The following is a 24,562-nucleotide window of genomic DNA, read 5'->3' as shown; positions in this document are numbered from 1 at the left end:
GTTGCATAGCAACCGCTTTTTTTATGGCAACATTTTTGTTTAGTTCCGTTAAACTATTGAGTCTTTCAATTGTCTTTATCTACAAGAAACATATTTTTAACAACATAATCTTACCAAACATGAAAAAACTGTTATTAGCATTTGCAATTGGAACCGCTTCATTAGTAAGTTTCACTGGATGTACAAAAGAATATATCACTAACAACTATTTACCAGGGGTAAGTTATGTTATCGATGTGGCTCCAGCGGACTGGAATCGTAACGGAACGGAATATGCGACAAGTATTAGCATGCCAGAATTGGATGATCGTTACTTCCAAGATGGCCACGTGGATGTTTCTATCTCTTTAGATAGTGCACCAGAATATTATGAAAACATACCTGCAGAGGTTGGAGACTACTCTTACTCGGCACGTTATGGAAAAGGCGTTGTTCATATCTACGCGGTTTATAAAGGCGCTATGGCAAACATTAAAGCTCCTGAAGGTATGCTAGTTAAGATCGTTCTGAGCGATGCAGAAATTGGCGATTAATCAACAATTAAGAAATAAAATAAGGAGCTTTAAGCTCCTTTTTTTATTTCAACATCTCTTCTGCATGTTTGATCGCTGTCGCTTCGGGATTCGCTCCACTCAGCATTTGTGCTATTTCTAAGACACGGTCCTCTTTCTTTAAGAGCACAATATTCGACTTTGTCTTTTCACCGAGATCTTCTTTATACACTTTGAAATGCGCAGTTCCCTGCGAAGCAATCTGTGGAAGATGCGTGATGCTGATCACCTGCATATGTTCAGCAAGCTGCTCCATGATCTCCCCTACTCGTAAGGCAACCTCTCCCGAGATACCCGTATCAATCTCATCAAAAATAATAGTTGGCAAAGAAGAGGATTTTGCTACCAATGATTTGATTGCGAGCATAACCCTAGAAAGTTCTCCCCCGGACGCTACTTTATGGATAGGCTGTAAAGTTTGTCCCTTGTTGGCAGAGAATAAAAATGCTACCTCATCCTGTCCTGTAGATTTAAAATCTTCTTTTTTCTTTAATTGAATCTGTAATTGCGCGTTCGGCATACCGACTTTCGCAAGTACATCTTGCACCTCTTGCTCGATTGTTTGTTTAACTTTCGTTCTATTGGCAGTGATTTGATCAGCTAATTGGGTCAAATTACTTCTTAGTTTTTCTATATTTTCCTTTAAGACTTCTATTTGTTCCTCTTGCGAGTCAGAAGCCTGAAGTTTCTGTTCAAGATCTTCTTGCAATTGCAACAGGTCCTGAATCGTTTCTACCCGATGTTTCTTCTGCAGTGAATAAAGAACCGAAAGGCGGTCATTGACAATATTTAATCGTTCTTCATCCATGGTTACCCCATCAGCGACTTGCTCCAATTCGGCTGCGATATCTTTCAGTTCAATCAAGGCACTTTGCAGACGCTCCTGTAATGCTTCTGCTGAAGGAAGATATTTCGTGCCATTCTGTACAAAGGATAGCACCGACTTTAGACCATCCAATACATTGACCTCTTCCGACTGCATTAAGCTTGCTGCTCCATGGAAATGTCTTTTAATCTCCTCCGCATTCTCCAATTGATTTTGCTCAGCTTCCAATGTTCCTTGCTCATCCGCTTGCAGATTCGCTTGTTCCAATTCATTGAAAACAAATTGATTAAAATCATACTCCGCCCTCGATTTTGCTAATTCCTCTTCTAATGCCTCTAAACTAGCGATAGTCTTTTTATAGGACTGGTAGGTCGATTTGTACTCCTTTAACAAAGCTTGCTGCTGCGCAACGGTATCAAGCACCAAGAGCTGGAAAGACTCTGTATTGATCTGCAAAGTCGCATGTTGCGAGTGAATATCAATCAGGCGTTCGCCCAAGGTCTTTAAGGTTTGCAATGTTACAGGCGTATCATTGACAAAGGCTCTGGATTTACCATCAGCATGCAGTTCACGACGGATGATCGTTGTGTCTTCATAGTCCAGATCCAATTGGCTGAACAGATCGCTCAGGTCGTACTGGGCAACTTCAAAATGCCCTTCGATAATACATTTGGAAGATTCATCAAAGAAATGTTTGCTCTCGGCACGATTTCCAAGAATCAATCCCAGAGCTCCCATAATAATGGATTTACCCGCCCCGGTTTCACCCGTAATGATGTTCAGTTTCCTGTCGAATTCTATATCTAATGCATCAATTAATGCATAGTTTTTAATCTGTAATTTACTTAGCATGCCCGATCAATGTTCAGATATCAAATATAGTTATTTCTAAACCCTCCTCGAAATATTGGTTTTTGTATTCTGAAATCTGCCAATTATATAATATGTTTGTATACATGCCGGATTTCAGCAAACAATTAAGCAAGTATATTCCCCTATCTGCCGCCCCTATCATCTCCCAATGGATCAATGATACTGGTTGTAGATTTAAGGTAACTAAATCCAGGGCATCAAAACTAGGAGACTACCGCTCACCGCATCGTAACGAACCCCATCAGATTACGGTAAACCATGATTTGAATCCATACTCCTTCTTGATCACCACCGTTCATGAGTTTGCCCATTTGAAAACATGGCAACAATTTAAGAACAAGGTCAAGCCACATGGCACGGAGTGGAAACAAAACTTCAAGGCACTGATGGATCCTTTTCTAAGGCTCGACATCTTTCCTGTCGATGTTACGCATGCCTTGGTGAAGTACATGAATAATCCCGCGGCCTCATCCTGCACCGACTTAAATCTCTTCCGTATCCTACGGCTGCATGATACCAAGCAAACGGAAATCATCACCATAGAATCCATTGAATTTGACGGTTATTTCTCCATTAAATCGGGAAGAGTGTTTCAGAAACAAGAAAAATTAAGAAAGCGATATAAATGTATGGAAGTAGCTACCAAGCGTATCTACTTATTCCACCCGATAGCGGAGGTATTCCCTATCGAGGCTCCCGTACAGGCATAAGCTTTATTTTCAATCATAAAACCAAGAACAACATCATTTATTATGAAGACAAAACTATTTATTGGAACTGCCTTTTTAATTGGACTGGCGTCTTGTAAATCTGGAGATACCGGATCTTCCTATGATCCAACCCTCTTGGATTCGGGTGCTATCAACGCGATCACAGAAGCCGGATATCGTGCCTATGTGGAGAAGCTAGCTTCCGACGAGTTTATGGGTCGTATGCCTTTCACAAAGGGCGATACTCTGACGGTAAACTATCTGGAAGAGCAATTCAAAGCACTGGGATTGGAACCAGGAAATGGGAACTCCTATTTTCAGGAAGTGCCAATGGTCGAGATTAAGTCTGAGCCTGTAGCACCCAAACTAACTTTCACCGGAAAAAACTCCAATCTTTCCATTAACTATCTAGACGATTATGTTGTCGGCACGCCGCGCATGTCCAACAATATTGACATCAAAGACACCGAACTTGTTTTTGCCGGCTTTGGCATTGTGGCTCCGGAATATAAATGGAATGATTATGAAGGGCTTGATGTAAAAGGTAAAACCGTAGTCGTGATGGTCTCTGACCCGGGACGATATGATAAAACATTATTTAAAGCCGATACGATGACCTACTATGGCCGATGGACCTACAAGTTCGAAGAGGCTTCCAGACAGGGAGCTGCGGGCGTATTGATCATCCATGAAACTGCAGCAGCATCCTACGGATGGAATGTCGTACGTAGTGGCTGGACCGGCCCGCAATTATCTTTAGTACCTGAAAATAAAGGCGCAAACCTGGTAAACTTCCAAGGATGGGTAACGACAGAAACGGCGAACAAGCTGTTCCAATTAGGTGGTTTAAATCCAAATATTATCGAACAAGCGAAGAAGCCTGGATTTAAGGCTGTCCCTATGAATGTGAAGACCTCGATTGCATTGAAAACAACCTTCCGTGAGTCTAAATCGAACAACGTCATTGCGACGATCAAAGGCAGCAAACGTCCGGACGAGACGATTATCTATTCGGCACATTGGGATCACTTAGGCATCGGAGAGGCCGTAGAAGGCGACTCGATCTTCAATGGAGCCATTGATAACGCGACGGGTGTTGCCGCTTTATTTGAAATTGCAAAGGCTTTCAAAGCGGCGAAGGTAAAACCGGAGCGCAGCATTGTTTTCTTGGCGGTTACTGCCGAAGAGCAAGGTTTGCTAGGATCTCAATATTATGCGGAACATCCAATCTATCCTTTAGCAAAAACCGTTGCTAACTTAAATATGGACTCATTTAATCCTGTTGGAGCTATGAAAGGTTTCCGTGTTGTAGGAACCGGACAGACGGAGTTAGAGGATTATGCGATTAAATCCGGTGCCAAATTCAATCGTGAATTGCAGCCGGAAGGAAGTCCGACATCCGGAGGATTCTACCGTTCAGACCACTTCAACTTTGTTAAAGTTGGTGTTCCTGGATTGTATATGGGCAGTGGAGGCGATTATCTAGATCAAGATACCGTCGCTTTGAAAAAGCGCCAGCAAGCCTTAGCAGGACGTTATCATGCAGTCAGCGATGAGCTTGACGAGCATTGGAACTTTGAAGGCCCACTTGCCGACACCCGTTTGTTCTTCGACATCGGTTATATGCTCAGTATGGAGAAAACATTTCCAAACTTTAAAGCCAAATCTGAGTTTAAAGAATTAGGCGACAAACGTCTTTCAAAATAGTATATTTGCAAATCATTAATCACGACACTATGCTTACAGGAATGAAACATTTACACTCAACACTAGCCGTGGTGCTTTTGATAGCACTGATCATTGCGATCGTTATTACACTTGTAAACTACGCTGGAAACAAAGCTTACAACCGTAAAATCGCTTTAATCGGTCTAATTTCAGCCCACCTACAACTGGTTATCGGTGCAGTATTGTATTTTACTTCCCCGCTTGGCCTACAGAGTTTCTCAGGAGAGAACATGAAAAACAGCGTTTCTAGACTTTACTTTCTAGAACACCCTTTGATGATGATTATCGCCGTTGTATTAATTACAATGGGATATTCTAAAGCTAAGAAAATTGTTGATCAAAAGAAAGCGAACCAAACGGTTCTGATTTTCTATATCATCGGTTTGGTGTTTATCCTATCTAGAATTCCATGGTCTACATGGTCTATTTTGAACTAGACATTAGATTTTAGATATTAGATTTTAGATACTGAAAGCCGGCAATAATGCCGGCTTTTTTAGATTTAAGACATTAGATATTAGATATTAGACTCTTGTCTATTGTCTGTCCCTGAATAGTGTTGACCGTTTTTACAATTTATCAACTTGATCAAATATAGTTATTAGTGGTTTAGGAGACAATATCTCCCTAAACCACTTTTCTTCGAAACTCTCTGGCGACATCCTATGTAATGAGTTGTGCAGTCTTCGTTTATTGTACTGTTTGACAGCTCTATTGACCATTTTTTTTAAGCTTTCGAACGTCTTGGGCTTCCAATAATCCAGATACTCATTCTTGATGGTTCCATTGATCCGCTCAGCGTATGCATTGTCCTGGGCACTCTTGCCCATGCTCACCCTGCAATTATTCTCTTTCAACAGCTGCAGATAAGCTGTCGCATGATATTGGGCACCTCGGTCTGAATGATGATATTGGGGTGCCCCGTTATTCTTAAGGGCCATTCGTAGTGCCTTAAGATTAGCTGTTGACTGCATATGATTGGATACTTGATATCCAACGATCTTTTTGGTGTAAACGTCGATAATGAACACTCCATAGTAGAACCTATCGCCCACGTAGAAGTAGGTGATGTCCGATTGCCAAACCTGATTGGGAGTCCCTACAACCAAGCCATTGATCAGATTAGGGTAGGCTGTGGAAAGCCCGCGAGTCGTCCTGCGATAGTTCTTCTTGACCTTCAATCGATATCCTAAAGACATCATGGTCTCTATGAAACGATCTCTCCCCACAAAATCCGGACGGAGCATATAATACAGTTTTTCCACCCCACAACCGGGATGTTCCTTACGCACTTTATCCGCTTTTTCGATCAGCTCAGCGAATTGAACCTGATAACGGGAATGGCGAACAGCGCGCTGATGCACCGCCTGTTTGCTCATACCAACGGTTCTATAAAGCTGATTGAGGGAATAATCTATTTTTCCTGCGTGTTCCCGGAACCATCCGATGGTGGGGTGTTGAAATTTTTTCTGATATCGACCTTAAGATCCTCTCCAGCGATGTCGATCATCTTCTCCAAGAAATCGATCTTGATCTGCTTCTGGCCGATCATCCGCTCCAGTTCACGGATACGCTGTTCCATGGCTTTTACTTTGTGGGTGCTACTTGATTTCATCTCCATTATACGTTGTCCTTTCTCATTAAAGTTAGAAAATTTATAGATCCAATTATAGATCGTGGGATTACTTATTCCATAAAGCCGCTCTAACTGTAGAACACTCAACTTCCCACTCTCAAATAGGGAAACTATTTCCCGCTTAAAATCATCAGAATAAACCCGTGATTTCCTGATTAACCGCAAATTTGTTTGCATTTAGTACCTCCATTTTGTGGTCAACCTATTTCAGGGATGGACAGTATGGGTGGGTGGTATGAGGTGCGAGATGTGAGATTGTTTTGAATCGGGAAACGAAGGATTTAAGGATGAGCAGGATCTGGCGTTTTGGGTCTAACTACTAACTACTAACTACTAAATACTATGTTTGAACCATTAAAAAGATAAGCGCCTAATCGGCGCCCTGCTCTAATATCTAAAATCTTACATCTAATGTCTAAACTGGACATAAGCGAACATCTACTGTTCGCTAGCGAACAGTAGCAAAGTGCGCATGCACAAAACAATACTGATTTACAGCATATTACAACTTTGGCACAACCTTATCTATGCATTTATCGTAAAGAATAAAATAAATGGACAGACCAATTAAACAAAAGACATGGAATACGAAGCGGATCTTAACGGTTGGTGGCGTGGTTGCATTGGTTGGCTTGATAGGCGCGAGTTATTACTTTACGAGCGGCAATAGCAAACTCAATGTGGAAGCGGAGCGTATTTCTATCTTTGAAGTAAAAGAAGATACCTTTCAAGAGTTTATACCTATTAATGGTACGGTACTGCCTATCAGCAGTATTTATCTGGATGCTTCGGTTGGTGGTCGTGTGGAGGAGAAATATGTGGAAGATGGGGCACATTTGAGAAAAGGAGATCCTATTATGCGTCTTTCGAATACGGATTTGGAATTAAGTCTTATCAATCAGGAAACGCAGGTTTTAAACCTCTTGACACAGGCTCAAATTGCGCAGACTAGCGCACAGCAGGCTACCATCAACAACCGCAATCAGATGGCGGATGTGGAGCAGGCGCTAAAGGAAGCGGAGCGTGTTTATACCTTGAACAAAAAATTATTGGCAGAGAAGGCAATCGGGTCGCAAGAATATCAAAAATCGTTGAATGAGTATAATTACCAGAAAGAGCGTATCGGATTAACCAATCAGATTGTAAGACAGGACGAGGTTTCGAATGCACAGAAACTGAATCAGGATCGCGAGACGTATAAGCGTACGCAGAGTGCTTTGCAGTTGATGCGCCAGAAAGTGGGCGATCTGATTTTAAGGGCTCCGGTTGATGGACAACTGACCTCCTTCGATGCGGAGATCGGCCAGAATAAATCTGCAGGCGAGCGCTTAGGGCAGATTGATGTCTTGACAGGTTTTAAAGTACGTGCAGAAATCGACGAGCATTACATCAACCGCATCTTTCCGGATTTGAAAGGACAGTTTAGCATTGATGACAAGACTTACGAGCTGCGCATCAAAAAAGTGTACACACAGGTAAAAGATGGTCGCTTCTTAGTCGATATGGAGTTTGTTGGTGCGAGACCTGAGAGTATCCGCCGCGGACAGACCCTGCCGATACGTTTGGCATTAAGCGATAAGACCAAAGCGGTGTTATTGGCGAAAGGTGGCTTTAACCAGCAGACTGGCGGAAACTGGATATTCAAGTTGGATAAATCTGGAAATACAGCATACCGTACCGATATTCAATTGGGTCGTCAGAACCCGGAATATTACGAGGTACTAGGCGGCTTGAAGCCTGGGGACAAAGTTGTTATTTCAAGCTATGAAACTTACGATAAGATACAAGAATTGAGCATAAAACAGTAGAGATCATTGTGCCTGCTGCTTCATCCTAATGGAAGTAGTAGGTCGCAAATGATGCAAGATAAACAAAGAAATTATAGATACCATATGATCAAGATAAGCAACCTACAGAAATTCTATCGCACCGAAGAGGTGGAGACTATTGCGCTCAACGATGTTAATATACATGTGAAAGAGGGAGAGTTTGTTGCCGTAATGGGTCCCTCCGGATGTGGAAAGTCGACCCTTTTAAATATAGTAGGCCTGTTGGACGATTTAGACGAAGGCAGTTATCTGTTTAACAATATTGAAGTCGCAAAATTTAAGGAGAATAAGCGCTCCGATTTACGCAAGCATAACATCGGCTTTGTCTTCCAGTCGTTCAACCTGATCGACGAGCTGACGGTTTTTGAAAACGTGGAACTTCCGCTGGTTTACACCAATGTACCGGCAGCCGAGCGCAAGAAGCGTGTGGAAGAAGTATTGGAAAAAGTGCAGATCATGCACCGTCGCAATCACTTTCCACAGCAGCTATCCGGCGGTCAGCAACAACGTGTTGCCGTAGCCCGTGCCGTAGTCAACAACCCCAAGCTAATCCTAGCCGATGAGCCCACAGGTAACCTGGACTCCAGCAACGGTAATGACGTTATGCAACTACTAACCGAACTGAACGAAGCCGGAACAACCATCGTTATGGTAACACACTCGGAATACGACGCCAAGTTCGCCGATCGCGTAATCAGAATGCTCGACGGACAAGTGATATTGGAAGATGTAAGAAATTAGATGTTAGATATGAGATGTTAGATTTTAGATATAAGATTTTAGACATTAGAATGGCGTCTTAAACCTTGGATTTAAACTAGCAAGGAGAGTTGTCTTGAACCAGGAAAGGAAGGATTTTAAGATTAACAGGATCGGGTCTAATATCTAATGTCTAGTCTGAACCAGGAAAGAAAGGATTTAAGGATTAGCAGGATCGGGTCTAATATCTAATGTCTGATGTCTAATATCTAGTCTGAACCAGGAAAAAAAGGATTTAAGGATTAGCAGGATCCTGTCAATACTTGCATCCTTCCTTTCCTGGTTCAAAGACGAGGCAACAATCTAATGTCTAATATCTAATGTCTAAAATCTAAAAAAACAAATACTAAAAACCATGTTTAAAATAGCCTTTCGCAACCTCAAGAAGAATAAAGGATTCACGGCGATCAATATTATTGGTTTAGCTATTGGTATGGCGGCCGCGATACTGATTATGTTATGGATTCGGAGTGAAGTGACTTTTGACCGTCAATATAGTAATCTCGATCGGACCTATGTTGTGGGGAACCGAGCAAACTGGGGCGATAAGCTACAAGTATGGTTTTGGACCCCTCGCGTAATGGCAAGGACGTTGGAAACGGAATTTCCGGAAATCGAGCATGCCGTGCGTGTAGAAAGTGGTGGCAATGATTTACTTTCCGTTGGAGAGAACAAGTTGAATAAGGAAGCTGGCGTTTTTGCAGATGAGCACTTCTTTGACATCTTTGATTTCGAGGTTCTCGCTGGTGATACGAAGACTGCACTCTCTAACGTGAACAGCATCGTCCTGACGGAGTCATTAGCAAAGAAATTATTCAATTCGACTGATGTTGTCGGGAAATTCGTTCAACGCAATAATGAAGAGCAGTTCGCCGTATCTGCCGTATTGAAAGATCTTCCAGCCAATAGCACCTACAGTAAAACGAGCTATTTGCTTCCGATGAAATATCATGACCGCAAGAACCCTGGCGACACGCAATGGAACAATAATACATTACAGACCTATATCTTACTGAAAGAAGGAGCGAATGTTGACTTGTTAAGCAAGAATATTAAAGGGCTGGTGAAACGGCATACCGAAACAAACGCCGACAATCTGATCAAACCTTTGGCAGATATGCATCTGTATGATAAATATGAGAACGGTGTGAATGCCGGCGGTAGAATTGATACCGTGCGTATTTTCCTTTTGATTGCTTGCTTTATTCTACTCATCGCCTGTATCAACTTTATGAATCTGAGTACAGCGCAGAGCGAAAAGAGAGCGAAAGAAGTTGGTATCCGAAAGGTAGTGGGTGCCGGAAAATCATCCCTGATCAGACAGTTTCTGTCGGAGTCCATTTTGCTGGCATTTTTTGCAGGACTTGCCGCGCTGCTTATTGTGATCGTCGCACTACCAAGTTATTCGAAATTAGTCGATCGGGAACTAACATTGCCATATGATAGCATTGTTTTCTGGGTTGCCTTTGTGGCATTCATCATCTTTACGGGCTTAATAGCAGGCAGCTATCCGGCTTTCTTTTTATCCTCGTTCAAACCAATCCGTGTACTTAAAGGCAAGTTTGTATTCAAGGTGAATAGCTTTAGTACAAGAAAGGTATTAGTCGTGAGTCAGTTTATTATCGCTATTGTATTAATCGTCAGTACGATCACGATTCGTAAGCAAATACAACATGCGCAAGATCGGGAGGTTGGTTATAATAAAGAGCGTTTAATTTTCATCTACGAAAATGGGGATTTTGAGAAGAATTTCAAATCGATTAAACAGGAATTACTGGAACAAGGTATTGCTAGCAGTGTGACCCGGACAATGTCGCCCATTACCTTACGCTGGAGCAATAGCAACGGTTTTGAGTGGGCAGGGAAATCAAAAGACAATACAGTAATCTTTAATCGTACGGCCGCCGACGATAAGCTGATAGAAACAACCGGTCTGGAGTTAGTGAAAGGTCGTGATTTTGACCTCAGCAAATTCCCAACGGACTCGGCAGCGGCTATTATCAATGAAGCAGCAGCAAACGAAATTGGGTTTGCGGATCCTATCGGACAGATTATTAAGGACGGCAGTCAGTCTTACCAAATCATCGGTGTGATTAAAGACTTTATACAAGAGTCGCCTTATGATCCTATAGCACCGTTGATCATCGAGGGAGCCAATGGCTATTTAGCAACCACGCATATTAAGTTCCAAGCGAATTTACATACGCGTGAGGCCTTAGATAAAACGGAAGCCATTCTAAAGAAATACAATCCGCTCTACCCTTTCGAATATACCTTCGTTGATGACGACTATGCGAAAAAGTTTAACGAGTCGGAAAAGACCGGACAGCTGGCGTCATTATTCGCCGGGCTAACCATCTTTATCTCTTGCTTGGGATTATTCGGGCTATCGGCTTTCATGGCAGAGAACAGAACGAAAGAAATCGGTATCCGCAAGGTATTGGGTGCATCGGTATTTTCAGTAACACGCATGCTTTCCAAGGAATTTGTGCTGCTCGTTATCATCGCTTGCATAGTCGCCTTCCCCTTGGCCTACTGGGCAATGAACAGCTACCTGAGTACTTATGCATACCGTATATCCGTCAGCTGGGAGATATTTTTAATAACTGCAATAAGCGCTGTTCTAATCGCCATACTTACCGTTAGCTATCAATCGATAAAAGCCGCCATAGCAAATCCGGTGAATAGTTTGAGGGATGAATGATGGATTGACAGGATCGGGTCTAATATCTAATGTCTGACGTCTAATATCTGATATTCCGCCATAGGTCTAAATACTAACTACTAAATACTTAATACTAAAAGAACTACTAAATACTTAATACTAAAAGAACCACTAAAATGTTTAACTCTCTTCGCCACTTAAAAAGAAATAAGCTATTCAGTTTTCTGAATATACTTGGGTTAACGATTGGGATTAGCTCCTGCTGGTTAATCTACCGGTTTGTAAGTTATGAGCTGAGTTATGAGCAGGGCATTCCCAACAAGGAAAATGTTTATCGCGTGTTATCAAATTTTAAGAAAGATGGTAAGGATGAACTGTTTGGGGGCTTATCGCGACCGATCTATTTCCATATGAAGAAGGAAATGGATGATCTTGAAAATGTTGTTCCTAGCTTTCGGATGTTTGTTGCGAAGGTAGATATACCTGCTGTGGCTGGTCAGGACGCTAAGCAGGAAGAGCCTGAATATATGGAAACCGCAGTAATCAATACGGTTCCCAGTTATTTTGACATGCTACCTTACAAGTGGCTTGCCGGAGATAAGCGAACAGCGTTGAACGACCCTTTTCAACTGGTCTTGACGGAGAAACGCGCGAAGTATTACTTCCCCAATTTAAGCCCACAGGAGATTGTAGGGAAGACCATCGTGTATAATGATTCCCTGAAGAAAACGATTTCAGGCATTGTAGAGAATCTTCCATTCCCATCTGAATTTAATGGTCAAGAATTTCTCCTTTTACAGGAAAGGGCGGAAGATAAAAGACTAGCCAATTGGACAAACAGCAACGGCGCGGATAAAGTGTATATTTTGGTTAAGGATAAGGCTGCAGCTGATAAAGCATTAACGGAGATACAAGCGACAGTGAAGAATAAATGGGAAGAGTTTAAAGCAGAGACCAACCCTACTTATGAATATTCGAGAAGCATCAACTTCATGCCGATCGAAGAGTCGCATTTTGCGTCGCACATGAACGAACGGGATGCTGATAAAACGAGCTTGCAAGTGATCTATGGTCTGATTGGCATTGGGATTTTCTTGCTTCTGTTGGCATGTATAAACTACATCAACCTGACAACAGCGCAGCTACCCCAACGATACAAAGAAATTGGGATTCGCAAAACACTTGGAGGATCCAGTAAATCGCTAGTGCGGCAGATGATGACGGAAACCGCGATTATCGTTGGATTAGCGACCATTTTGTCGGCCTTTGTGGTCCAATTAGCTATGCTATTCCTTGGCGACTTACTATCCGAGAACATCAAGACCCACTCCAATCCTTTACTTTTTATAGCCTTCATTGCTTTCGTATTATTAACGACAAGTGTACTGGCGGGATTTTATCCTTCATGGATTATCAGCAAGGTCAATGCTGTTGATATTTTTCGAAATAAAGGATCCGTTACTGTCGGACAAAACAAGATAAATCTTCGGAAGGCACTTATTGTTTTCCAATTTATCATTGCCCAAATTTTTATTGTTGGAGCATTGATTGTCGGGCAGCAATTGAAATATCTGGTGGAGAAAGATATGGGTTTCAACAAAGACGCTGTGATTCTTTCTGAAATACCTTACAAGCTTTTCCAAGATCCTAACTTCGAAACGAAGAAGATAACGCTCAGCAATGAACTACGTCAGATACCAGGTGTTGAGGCGGTAACCATGGGAACTGCTCCGCTATCGCCCGACTATAGTTCTTCTCACATGAACTACTATCCGAAGGGACAGCTGGAGTCTATTTCACAAAACATATTCACGAAAGTAATCGATCAGGAGTACCTCTCATTTTACGACTTAAAGCTGATTGCAGGAACTCCCCTTTTACCATCGGATACCACCAACGGCTATATTATTAATGAAAGCGCAGCTAGAGGATATGGATTTAAGAATCCACAAGATGCGATAGGTGAGATAATTGGTCAGAAAGGCTATGAGCAGCGAATTGTAGGGGTAATGAAAGACTTCCATACGAGAGACTTTTACACGAACATTGAGCCTCTGGCACTTCTCTACTCGAAGCAAAGGTTAGGGGATTACGGTATCCGACTAAACGCGTCGAATAGGAAGGATTGGCCGCAAATCATCGAACAAGTGAAGTCTACCTGGTCAAAGTTTTTCCCTGAAGATACTTTTGCCTATAAGTTCTACGACGAGTCTATTCTCGCGATGTACAAAAAAGAACAAAACCTATACAAACTAACGAACATCAGTACAGGCATCGCGATTATCATCAGCTGCTTGGGCTTATTCGGACTTGCGACTATCACGGCCTTTCAACGCAGCAAAGAAATCGGGATCCGCAAAGTTTTGGGCGCTACGGTATCGGGAATTGTAGGCATGCTGTCGAAAGACTTTGTAAAAATGGTAATCCTTGCTATCCTCATCGCTAGTCCGATCATCTGGTGGGCCTGCAACAAATGGCTGGAAGACTTTGTCTACCGCATCGAGCTATCATGGATTCCATTTGTATTAGGTGGACTCTTCGCCCTAATCGCAGCCCTACTGACAGTGAGCTATCAGGCAATCAAGGCCGCAAAGACCAATCCGGTAGATAGTTTGAGGGATGAGTAAGTTAGTATTTAGTAGTTAGTACTTAGTATTTAGACCTAGGGCGGGTAGAGAGATGAGATATAAGATTTTAGATATTAGAGGAGGGCGCCGATTAAGCGCCTTTTGCTGTTTGAGGTATCATCTGAACCGGGACAATTCGTCTTGAACCAGGAAAGGAAGGATGCAAGGATTGACAGGATCCTGCTTATCCAAAAATCCTTCCCTTCCTGGTTCAAAACAACCGCCCTTCCTTGCATTCTTTATTTCCAAAACAATACGCTGACCCTTCCTTTCCTCGTTCAAAAACCGCCACACGTCTAATGTCTTAAATCTAATGTCTTATATCTAAATCTAATTTCTCCCCTACTGCTTCGGCCCTTGAAAGCTAAACTGTACCGCATCTGCAGCCAAGGGTTGACTGCTTATAGACAGCTGGGAAGTTCCAGTATAATAGATAAAAATACCTGCAGGGTCTTGAGGATCTTCGCTCATGATGTCTCCATCCATACTAGCCACTTTGATTACGCGCGTATAAGCTCCTTCGGGAAACGGCATGGTAATCTTCATCTCTGAACCATTTTGCTTACTTACCGTTACGATAGCATTCGCTGTTGTGTTGTATGCTTTTCCTGGAAGTCGGGACTTTAGCGTCCCTTTGAATGATCCTGTCGCCACATCAATCGATGGTCCTGATTCTTCATCTTTACTACATGACGATAGTGCTGTCGTGCTGACTGCTAGCAAAGCTAGGACAGCAAGTTTAATTGTTGATTTCATAGGGTTTTATTTATAGTTGTGTATCAATGGTGGAACGCAATTATCCTGCCATTCTATAGAAGACTTGCAAGAGGAGATTTCAAAAGAGGAGATATTATTTTACCTCTAAGTCTGTAAATTTAGGTTGCTAGAACATTGTTCGCATACGCACAAAGACTGTTCGAATTCGAACATTAACAGAGTCCCCCACAAGCTTTAATCGGTTTATTATCAAAAGATTAAAACAATGGCATCCTAGTGGCTATCTAATAGTTGCCGAATTAAAATAAGGCATATGGGTCTAAATACTAAGTACTAAATACTAACTACTAAAAGATGATTCGCAATTACTTTAAAATACTCGCCCGTAATCTCGCAAAGAACAAAGCCTTCTCTTTAATCAATATTATTGGACTCTCTATTGGTATGGCAGCAGCCATCCTAATCACACTTTGGATTCAGCGTGAATACAGCATGGATAAGTTCCATGAGAAATCTGATCGTCTATATGTAGTCTACAATCGTGATACGGATGGTATTGAAACTTGGGTTAACAACAATACACAGAAAGTGTTGACCAAGACTTTGCAATCGGATTACCCGGAGGTCGAAGCGGCAACTATCTATAACGGGAGCTCTAATCTTTTCACTATTGCTGATAAGAAGATAAAAGGATATGGCGCCGTTGTTGACAGCGTGTTTTTGAACATGTTCAGCTTTCCGGTACTGGAAGGCGACGCGAATACAGCATTGGTAAACCCTAGTGATATCGTGCTGACAGCCTCTTTTGCGAAAACCTTATTTGGGAATGAGAACCCAGTGGGAAAAACCCTTACGGTCGACTCTGCATCGCAGTTTACTGTAACCGCTGTGCTCCAAGATCTTCCAAACAACACCAAGTTTGGTTTCAAATACCTTATTCCTCGTTCTTACGCCAAGCGCATAAATCCAGAGGATGATAGCTGGGGTTCATTTTCAACAACAAGCTATGTATTATTAAAGGAAGGTGCCTCACAGACTGCTTTCGAAAGCAAGATTAAGAACCTGGCAAAGGACAACACCAAAAGTGCTGGGCTGCCGATTACAGCGGAGCCATTCCTGCATCGAATAGACAAGAAGTATTTGTACAATAAGGATGTGAATGGGCAGCTCGTTGCTGGCGAAATTAATAAGATACGCATGTTTACAGCCATCGCAGGCTTCATTTTATTGATCGCCTGTATCAACTTTATGAACTTGAGCACGGCGAAGAGCGAAAAGCGTGCGAAGGAAGTGGGAATCCGAAAGGTGGTAGGCGTGACGAAGACCGGCTTAATTGCACAGTTTATCTTCGAAAGCGTCTTCTTGAGTTTTCTGTCCTTTATCATCGCATTGGGCATGGTTTATTTAGCAATTCCATACTATAGCCAATTAGTCGGCGGGAAACTGATCGTTCCTATACATGAACCTGGATTTTGGATATTTAGCATTGCCTTTATCCTGTTTACAGGACTATTGGCCGGAAGCTATCCAGCCTTTTTCCTATCCTCATTTAATCCGGTTAAAGTATTGAAAGGAACGTTTAAGTCCGCAAGAAGTGCAATTTCAGCTCGCAAAGTCTTGGTTGTTATTCAATTCACCTTCGCTATCACGTTAATTATTTCGACCATCATTATTTACAATCAAATACGCTATGCTTTGGATCGAGATGCGGGATATGACAGGGAACAGTTGATTGCTGTACCGATTGAAGGAAAGATACGCTCGAATTATGACTTGATTAAAAATGAAATATTAAACACAGGAGCCGTTAGTTCGATGACGAAGAGTCTGAGCCCAATAACACAAAGATGGAGCGATCAATGGGGTTTAGAATGGGACGGCAGCACGAAGCAGGACGAGCAAACCGTATTTGTAAAGTTTGGAACGGATGCCGACTTTGCGAAGACGATGGGCTTGAAGATCCTCGAAGGTCGCGATATTGATGTCAACAAATTCCCAACAGATACTAGTGCCATTCTATTGAATGAGGCAGCCATTAAAGCGATGCGAATTAAAGATCCGATCGGCAAATTGATCAACCACGTAGGCTATAAAGAAGCCAACTATAAGATCGTCGGCGTTGTAAATGACTTTGTCTTTGAATCACCTTTTGTTGATAAGATTGAACCCATGATGATCTGTGGGCCACGTGCTTATTATGCAACGACCATACATATGAAACTTTCAGATCGATTTGAGACGAAGGAAAGTCTGAACAAGATTGAACAGGTCTTAAAGAAATTGAATCCGGATTATGAGTTTGTTTATGATTTCACGGATGAGGATTATGCTTACAAAGTGGCTTCTGCCGAGCGTACCGGAAAATTAGTAACCCTCTTTGCGGGACTTACTATCCTGATTTCTTGTCTTGGTTTATTTGGGCTCGCGGCATATATGGCAGAGAACAGAACGAAAGAGATCGGTATCCGCAAAGTGTTGGGAGCCTCGGTTCTGCAAGTGACAAGCCTGTTGTCAAAAGAGTTTATTGTCTTAGTCAGCATCGCCTTCCTTATCGCTTCTCCTATTGCTTGGTATGCCATGAACAACTGGCTTGCCGACTACAGCTATAGAACGGGGATTTCCTGGTGGGTATTCGCCATAACAGGAGGATTAGCAGTCCTAATTACCATAGTGACCGTCAGCTGGCAATCCATCAAAGCGGCGATTGCGAATCCGGTGAGTAGCTTGAGAGATGAATAATGTTTTAGATATGAGATATTAGATTTGAGACGTTAGACCTCTGCGGGGTATTATGCTGGTTAACAAAGAATAAGTTTCAAATAAATCGATGTCAACTATAGGTCTTAATACTAAATACTAACTACTAAATACTAACCAAATGTTAAAAATAGCCTTTCGCACGATACTAAAAACAAAGTCTTTGACTTTTGTTCAAATCTTCGGGTTCTCTATCGCGATAGCAACAGCGACCATTCTGTTTTTAACGGCCATGTTCGAGCTATCCTTCGACAACTTCCACAAAGATATTGACCGAATTGGCCTGGTCTACATGGAGACAAATACTGCCAATGGAACTAACTATAACACAAGTGTGGCTGCTCCTTTGGCTCCCTTGATGAAAAAGGAGCTTCCTGAGGTCGCAGAAGTTAGCAGACTATACAATGGGAACATCTTATTGCGAGTTGCGGATAAGGAAGTCCGAAGCAACAATAAATATGTCGATCAACCCTTCCTTTCGATGTTCGATTTCGAGTTGTTGTACGGAAATAAAACGGCTCTCGATCATCTCGATGGTTTGGTTATAGATGAAAATACCGCAACAGCATTGTTCGGCAGCACCGACGTTCTTGGTAAATCATTGGAATTTAACCAAACCGGCACTTGGGAAAACACCGTGGTCACTGCAGTGGTAAAATCTGTTCCGGCAAATTCCAGTATACAATTCAACAGCTTAGCCCGCTTTGAGAAGTCGCCTCAATATCAAGAGCGGATGAATGAGTGGGGACACAAGGATCATTCCTTATTGGTGAAAGTTAAATCTTCCAAACTGGATGAGCAGCATTTCGTAGACGCGTCTAGAGGATTTGCCCAAGCACATTATAGCGATGAAATCAGCAAACTAAAAAGAGATGGCGCAAAGCCTGATGCACACGGCGCCTATATCAATATACACTTGCTCCCGCTATCAGATCTGCACTTGACCGATGTTGCCTATGGATCGGTGGAAACTTCAACATTTCCCTGGATACTCCTGTTAATATCCGGACTCATCCTGTTTATCGCCGGTTCCAACTTTGTCAATCTCTCCTTAGCAAATTCACTAAGCCGTATTAAGGAAATTGGCACTCGAAAAACTATCGGAGGAACTACCTTCCAACTTTTCAAACAGCTATGGGTAGAATCTTTTATTATTTGTGTTATCGGATTAGTGCTTGGAATCTTATTGGCAGCACTTATATTACCGGAGTACAATGCGACTCTGGGATACCACTTTAAAATTACACAGCTCTTCGACCCATTAAACGTCGCTGTATTCCTTGCTGCATTTCTTGTATTAACGTTAATTACGGGCGGCTATCCTGCCCTCCGCATGGCGCGCGCCAATATTATCCAAAGTCTTAAAGGCACCGGGAAATTAAAATCAACTACGATGCAAAACAGCTTGACGGTATTGCAGTTTTCCATCGCAATCATCCTTTGTATAGCGACCATTGTCATCAGCTTTCAGCTTCACTACCTCGCAAACAAGCCTTTGGGTTTTAACAAGAGTGAGGTAATCAGCATTCCTATAGGCAGAGGTATAGAGGGTCAACAAGCTTTAGAACGCATGCGGGTTGAACTTGCTGCACAACCATGGGCAAAGAGCGTCAGCGGCTCGGATATCAACCTTGGACAAGGCCGAGATAACAGTACATCCACCAGTAGGTTCGGATTCGACCATGAAGGGAAAGAGATTATCACGAACTTCCTCAGGATAGATTATGATTATTTGAAGACTTTAGATATACAGCTAATTGCCGGCAGAGACTTCGATAAGAGCTTTGGAACTGACACAAACGCGGTGCTTATTAACAAAGAAATGGCATTAGCTGTTGGGAGCGAGGATGCTATTTTAGGGAAACCACTGGGAATGGACGGTTCGCCGACCGTCATCGGCATTGTCGACAACTTCAACTTCCAAGACTTAAAACAACAAGTTGGCCCATTAACCATGTCTGTCAATCCCAATATATTTCCCCTGCAATATATCTTTGTCAGGGTAGAGACGAATAATCTTACCAAGACACTGGAAAATGTAGAATCCATCTGGAAAAAAGTAAATCCCCGCGCCAATATTGCGGCAAGTTATCTCGACGAGAATACACAGAATCTTTATAAGAACGATCGCCGCTTTGGAAAAATAGTGATTACAGGAGCGTCCGTAGCTATCGTTATCTCTTGTCTGGGTCTATTCGCACTAACAGTGCTCCTGATTAACGGAAAGATCAAAGAGATCGGCATACGCAAAGTGCTTGGATCATCGATCAGCAATATCATCCTGTTGCTCTCCAAAAACTTTATCATACTGATCAGTATCGCCTTCCTCATCGCTGCACCAATCGCTTGGATTGCGATGAACAAATGGTTGCAAAGCTTTGCCTTCCGTATTGAAATCAAATGGTGGATGCCCGCCTTAGCAGGGCTAATCGCACTGACGTTCGCCATGATTACCATCGCTTGGCAGACCTACAGGGCCGCCCGCGTCAATCCGGTGGATAGCCTGAGGGATGAATAATATAGACTTTAGATCTAAGACATCAGACATTAGAGCAAAGTGGAAGAGCACGTATCAAATGTTCGAAATTGGACTGAGACTGTTCGAAACTGAACGAATAAAGGGAACAGAATAAAACAAAAAATACTATGAACCAATTCTTTACAATATCGGCAAAGCCATTGTACTTAAGTTTTTAAAGTTGATGCGAAAATTTACTATACGCATTATCTGAAATCTGATAATGCCATCTTCAAGTGTCTTATGTCTATAATCTAATGTCTAATATCTAACAATATGTATCTAAAAACAGCATTCCGAAACATCAGGAAGAACAGAGGTTTTTCGTTGATCAACATCCTTGGATTTAGCTTAGGCATAACATGCTTCTTATTATTAGCAGGGTATATCTATCATGAGGCTAACTACGACAGGTTCTTGGGAAACTCTGAGCGGATAGCCTTGGTGAGTGCGGCATTTAAATCGGGAGAAAGTAATGAGTTCCAAGAAAGCAGCGTCACTCCTACAGCCGTTGCGCCATTATTGATACGTGAGTTTCCGGAGGTAGAAAAGGCTGTACGGGCATACCAATATAATGATGCAGCATTGATTAGAAAAGGAAATGACTGGGTGAAGGAAAGCAAGCTGAAGTTTGTTGACAGGGAGTTCCTAGAGGTATTCGATTATCCAATCATCGCTGGAGACGCTCATAACGCGCTCGCTAACCCGAATACTATTGTTCTAACAAAGGATCTTGTCCTCAAATATTTCCAGGAAGCAGATCCCATTGGCAAAACGCTGCGTATTGATGATACCGATCGTATCGTAACGGCAGTGATCGACAACCCTCCCACCTACTCGGAAATCCAATTCTCTGCACTTTTATCAAATGTAGGATTACAACGCTATAAAGAAGAAAACTGGGGATCGGCAAATGATATGACATTTATGCTATTGAAAGATCCTAGTCAACTTGGCGCCTTAGAAAAGAAATTCAACACCCGCATCGAAGAAATGTTCAAAGATGCTTTTGCAAACGGCTATTCCATCAAAATGAGCATGGAAAGTCTACCGAGGCTACATTTGCATTCTAAGGCTGCGGGTTCCGGACAGATAGTCTACATCTACGTATTCGCCTGTCTTGCGCTAGCACTATTGCTGATCTCCTGCATCAACTTCATGAACCTTTCGCTTGCACAAGCAGCTGAACGAGCTAAAGAAATCGGAGTTAAAAAAGTATTAGGTGCGCGTAAAGACACAATCTTCAAACAGTTTCTATTTGAAGGCAGTTTAATGGTATTTATCAGTCTATTGATTGGTTTTGTACTTGCCTATTTCTTATTCCCATTTTTCGCTAAATACCTAGGCTCCGAAATGCAGCTGAAAGTATGGAAGGAACCCCTATTCTTTGTCGCAATCATTATTTTCTTCATCACGCTATCGATATTAGCGAGCGGCTGGCCAGCATGGTTGATCGCCCAATACAGACCGATAAAAGTCCTGAAAGCAAAACTATCAACGCGGTCATCTAAATTCAACATCGGAAATATTCTGATAACCGTTCAATACACCGTTTCTATCTTTTTAGTAATCTGTACTTTCTTCGCCTATAAACAGATGCAGTTCCTGCAAAATACCAACACCGGTTTGAACAGAGAACGTATTGTCGTGTTAGACGGAGACGTGTGGAACCAGCAAGAGAGAGAAACATTGAAGACGATGTTGCTCGGAAAGAATACCATAAAATCGGTATCGGCGTCCTACGACTCCCCCGTGAATATTCAGGGTGGATATACCATTACCGAAGCCGAAGGAAAAGCCGCTGATTTCTCACTGAGTATCACCGCCATTCCCATTGAAAAGGACTTCTTATCGGTGTTCGAGATACCGGTGTTAGCAGGAGAAACTTTAACAGATGCCGATATATTGAAGGCGAGGGATACATCCGACAATCGCTCGGTAGCCTTTGTAATCAATAAGCTTGCAGCACAGAACCTAGGCTGGACGCCAGAACAGGCAATCGGAAAAAGACTAGTCCTCAACGGTCGCAAGGGAAATATCAAAACAGTGGTCGACAACTTCAACTTCGCATCACTACGCGATGAGGTAAAGCCTGTCGTATTATTCCCCGAATACAACTATTTTGGAAATATATTCGTAAAAATACAGGATCAAGCCGATACCAAACAAGCCTTAGCAGATATGGAAGCAGTTTGGAAATCAATGAAACCTAATAGCACGTTCGAGTCCCATTTCTTAGACGATGATTATGCTAAATTATATCAGCAGGAGCAGCAAACCACCAAGATCATGCAGCTCTTCGCGTTGATCACCATCAGTATTGCTTGTATCGGCTTGTTCGCATTATCTGCCTATGCAACCCAGAAACGTGTGAAAGAGATCGGTATCCGCAAGGTTCTGGGAGCCTCCATTGGTAAAATTGTCGGCATACTGACCCGCGATTTTATCGGCTTAATCTGCATTGCGTTTCTATTGGCCGTACCTTTAGGGTTTCTAGCTATGAATAAATGGTTAGGAAACTTCGCTTATCATACCAATATGGACTGGTGGGTATTCCTTTTAGCAGGTCTCATGACTCTCTTGGTGTCCTTCCTGACGATAGGATCCCACGCGGTAAAAGCCGCAAAAGCAAACCCTGTAGATAGTCTGAGGGATGAATAATAATTTAGACGTCAGATCTAAGACATAAGATATTAGAGCAGAGTGGAAGTGCAAGTATCAAATGTTCGAAAATCGATGAATAAAGGGAACAGAATACAAACAAACTAACAAACATAGGTCTAACTACTAATTACTAAATACTAACTACTAAAAAATGATTCGTCTAGAAAATATATTCAAATGGTATAACCTAGGAAGTACAAAATCCTTTGTCCTCAAAGACATCAATCTAGAAATCGAGGAGGGCGACTTTATCTCGATTATGGGGCCTTCAGGATCGGGGAAATCGACGCTTTTAAATGTGATTGGCATGCTTGACGAACCTGATGAAGGTAACTACTACTTCATGGGTGAAGATGTCTTGGCAATGAAAACTAAGAAGCGTAGTCAGCTATTTCAATCCCATATAGGCTATGTATTCCAGTCCTACCATCTGATCGATGAACTGACTGTCTATGAAAACATAGAAACCCCGCTGATCTATAAAAACATGTCCTCTTCGGAACGCAAAGCCGTAGTAAGCGACATGTTGGATCGCTTCAACATCGTTGGCAAGAAAGACTTGTTTCCAGCGCAGCTATCTGGCGGACAGCAACAGATTGTAGGGATTGCACGTGCCTTAGCAGGATCACCAAAATTGCTTTTGGCGGATGAGCCTACAGGGAATCTAAACTCCAAACAAGGCGAAGAGATTATGGAACTGTTCAAACAATTGAACGACGAAGGTGTGACGATAATTCAGGTGACACATTCGGAGAAAAATGCCGAATATGGCAAAAGAATAATCGACCTGCTCGATGGACAAATCGTAAAGCGTTAACCCATTCTTGTATATATGTCTTTATTTCCTTAAATTTAATTGTGAATGAAAAGGAAATAAAGGCACTTATATCCTTATTGGATGACCCGGATAAAGGAATCTTTCAGGAAATTGAACATAAACTCATCACCTGTGGACCGGAAGTAATTCCTTTATTGGAAAGCTCATGGGAATCCTCGTTCGACCCGCTCTCGCAAAGCCGAATCGAAAATATCATCCATAAGATCCAATTCGATCAGGTTAAGAACGATTTACAGCTCTGGAAATTAAATAATCAGGAAGATCTTTTAGAGGGTCTGCTGATTATAAACCGCTATCAATATCCCAATCTCAACGAAGATCAGGTTTACTATCAGCTGGCAGAACTACGCCGCAACGCATGGTATCACTTGATGTACGACATGAGTCCATTGGAACAGGTGAAGCTCCTGAATAATATCATCTTCCGCGAATTCGGACTGTCGGGCAATACGTCCAATTACCACGACCCCCAGAATTCCTTTATCCACAAGGTATTGGAAACAAAAAAAGGCAATCCAATTAGCATAGCTTGTATCTATGCGCTTGTCGCCCAAAAATTAGATATCCCAATTTACGGAGTAAACCTGCCAAAGCATTTTGTCCTCGCGTTCATGGATAGCCAAGACAACGATAAGGTTGCCTTTTATATCAATGTATTTAACCGCGGACAAATTATGCGCGAGGAAGATATATTCGCCTTCCTGAGGCAGCTCAATCTTCCCCTATCCGAAGAATACACCCTACCCTGCGATAACCTCGCTATCGTTAAGCGCGTGCTACGGAACCTCGTCGCTGCATACGAACATATCGATAATGCCGAAAAACGTATGGACATCGAATTGCTGCTGGGACTGCTTGACTAGT

At 42.3% G+C, this 24,562-nt stretch carries 17 protein-coding genes; 13 read left to right on the top strand and 4 right to left on the bottom strand.

The window, feature by feature from the left end; translation table 11 throughout:
- Nucleotides 1–119 precede the first annotated feature (119 nt).
- On the top strand, nucleotides 120–533 hold the full coding sequence (locus QYC40_RS03060) for a hypothetical protein (protein WP_301992344.1): 414 nt from the start codon (nucleotides 120–122) through the stop codon (nucleotides 531–533).
- Nucleotides 534–576: 43 nt separating this feature from the next.
- On the opposite strand, the gene recN is transcribed toward QYC40_RS03060, so the two are convergent.
- On the bottom strand, nucleotides 577–2,229 hold the full coding sequence (gene recN, locus QYC40_RS03055; RefSeq protein WP_301992343.1) for a DNA repair protein RecN: 1,653 nt from the start codon (nucleotides 2,227–2,229) through the stop codon (nucleotides 577–579).
- A 92-nt stretch (nucleotides 2,230–2,321) separates the two neighbouring features.
- On the opposite strand from recN, the gene QYC40_RS03050 reads away from it, so the two are divergent.
- From QYC40_RS03050 to QYC40_RS03040, 3 genes are read left to right on the top strand one after another with little or no spacing between them, the layout of a single operon-like run.
- A complete protein-coding gene (locus tag QYC40_RS03050; protein WP_301992342.1) occupies nucleotides 2,322–2,960 on the top strand; it encodes a SprT-like domain-containing protein in 639 nt (212 codons plus the stop codon).
- Nucleotides 2,961–3,002: 42 nt separating this feature from the next.
- Nucleotides 3,003–4,667, top strand: coding sequence for a M28 family metallopeptidase (locus QYC40_RS03045; protein WP_301992341.1), 1,665 nt, complete (start codon nucleotides 3,003–3,005; stop codon nucleotides 4,665–4,667).
- A 41-nt stretch (nucleotides 4,668–4,708) separates the two neighbouring features.
- Nucleotides 4,709–5,125 (top strand): hypothetical protein, encoded by a 417-nt coding sequence (locus QYC40_RS03040; protein ID WP_301992340.1) that lies wholly within the window; start codon nucleotides 4,709–4,711, stop codon nucleotides 5,123–5,125.
- Nucleotides 5,126–5,257: 132 nt separating this feature from the next.
- Here the strand turns inward: QYC40_RS03040 and QYC40_RS03035 are convergent, their stop codons facing one another.
- Together QYC40_RS03035 and QYC40_RS03030 are read right to left on the bottom strand one after the other, a co-directional pair.
- Complete coding sequence (locus QYC40_RS03035) at nucleotides 5,258–6,067, bottom strand: IS3 family transposase (protein ID WP_301990011.1); 810 nt, start codon at nucleotides 6,065–6,067, stop codon at nucleotides 5,258–5,260.
- 35 nt (nucleotides 6,068–6,102) lie between these two features.
- A complete protein-coding gene (locus QYC40_RS03030) occupies nucleotides 6,103–6,501 on the bottom strand; it encodes a transposase (protein WP_301990012.1) in 399 nt (132 codons plus the stop codon).
- A gap of 377 nt (nucleotides 6,502–6,878) precedes the next feature.
- On the opposite strand from QYC40_RS03030, the gene QYC40_RS03025 reads away from it, so the two are divergent.
- The 4 genes from QYC40_RS03025 to QYC40_RS03010 all read left to right on the top strand — a co-directional run bounded on the left by QYC40_RS03025 (nucleotide 6,879) and on the right by QYC40_RS03010 (nucleotide 14,204).
- Complete coding sequence (locus tag QYC40_RS03025; RefSeq protein WP_301992339.1) at nucleotides 6,879–8,132, top strand: efflux RND transporter periplasmic adaptor subunit; 1,254 nt, start codon at nucleotides 6,879–6,881, stop codon at nucleotides 8,130–8,132.
- 84 nt (nucleotides 8,133–8,216) lie between these two features.
- Nucleotides 8,217–8,894 (top strand): ABC transporter ATP-binding protein, encoded by a 678-nt coding sequence (locus QYC40_RS03020; protein ID WP_301992338.1) that lies wholly within the window; start codon nucleotides 8,217–8,219, stop codon nucleotides 8,892–8,894.
- A 373-nt stretch (nucleotides 8,895–9,267) separates the two neighbouring features.
- Complete coding sequence (locus tag QYC40_RS03015) at nucleotides 9,268–11,616, top strand: ABC transporter permease (RefSeq protein WP_301992337.1); 2,349 nt, start codon at nucleotides 9,268–9,270, stop codon at nucleotides 11,614–11,616.
- A 137-nt stretch (nucleotides 11,617–11,753) separates the two neighbouring features.
- Nucleotides 11,754–14,204: an ABC transporter permease gene (locus QYC40_RS03010; protein WP_301992336.1), complete on the top strand. Its 2,451-nt coding sequence runs from the start codon at nucleotides 11,754–11,756 to the stop codon at nucleotides 14,202–14,204.
- 342 nt (nucleotides 14,205–14,546) lie between these two features.
- Here the strand turns inward: QYC40_RS03010 and QYC40_RS03005 are convergent, their stop codons facing one another.
- Entirely contained in the window at nucleotides 14,547–14,960 is a 414-nt protein-coding gene (locus QYC40_RS03005; protein WP_301992334.1) for a hypothetical protein, read from the bottom strand.
- Nucleotides 14,961–15,275: 315 nt separating this feature from the next.
- On the opposite strand from QYC40_RS03005, the gene QYC40_RS03000 reads away from it, so the two are divergent.
- The 5 genes from QYC40_RS03000 (at nucleotide 15,276) to QYC40_RS02980 (ending at nucleotide 24,561) form a co-directional block, all read left to right on the top strand.
- The gene (locus tag QYC40_RS03000; RefSeq protein ID WP_301992333.1) at nucleotides 15,276–17,660 is read left to right on the top strand and encodes an ABC transporter permease; all 2,385 of its coding nucleotides are present in this window, start codon (nucleotides 15,276–15,278) and stop codon (nucleotides 17,658–17,660) included.
- A 181-nt stretch (nucleotides 17,661–17,841) separates the two neighbouring features.
- A complete protein-coding gene (locus QYC40_RS02995; protein WP_301992330.1) occupies nucleotides 17,842–20,196 on the top strand; it encodes an ABC transporter permease in 2,355 nt (784 codons plus the stop codon).
- 276 nt (nucleotides 20,197–20,472) lie between these two features.
- Entirely contained in the window at nucleotides 20,473–22,857 is a 2,385-nt protein-coding gene (locus QYC40_RS02990) for an ABC transporter permease (protein WP_301992329.1), read from the top strand.
- Nucleotides 22,858–23,011: 154 nt separating this feature from the next.
- Complete coding sequence (locus QYC40_RS02985; protein ID WP_301992328.1) at nucleotides 23,012–23,677, top strand: ABC transporter ATP-binding protein; 666 nt, start codon at nucleotides 23,012–23,014, stop codon at nucleotides 23,675–23,677.
- A 41-nt stretch (nucleotides 23,678–23,718) separates the two neighbouring features.
- Nucleotides 23,719–24,561 carry a transglutaminase-like domain-containing protein gene (locus tag QYC40_RS02980; protein WP_301992327.1) on the top strand — a complete coding sequence of 281 codons (843 nt, stop codon included), beginning with the start codon at nucleotides 23,719–23,721 and terminating at the stop codon, nucleotides 24,559–24,561.
- Nucleotide 24,562 lies beyond the last annotated feature (1 nt).

This window comes from Sphingobacterium sp. BN32 (assembly GCF_030503615.1).
Classification (GTDB): domain Bacteria; phylum Bacteroidota; class Bacteroidia; order Sphingobacteriales; family Sphingobacteriaceae; genus Sphingobacterium.
The sequence above is the reverse complement of the archived record's forward strand: the minus strand, read 5'-3'. Positions and strand labels throughout refer to the sequence as shown.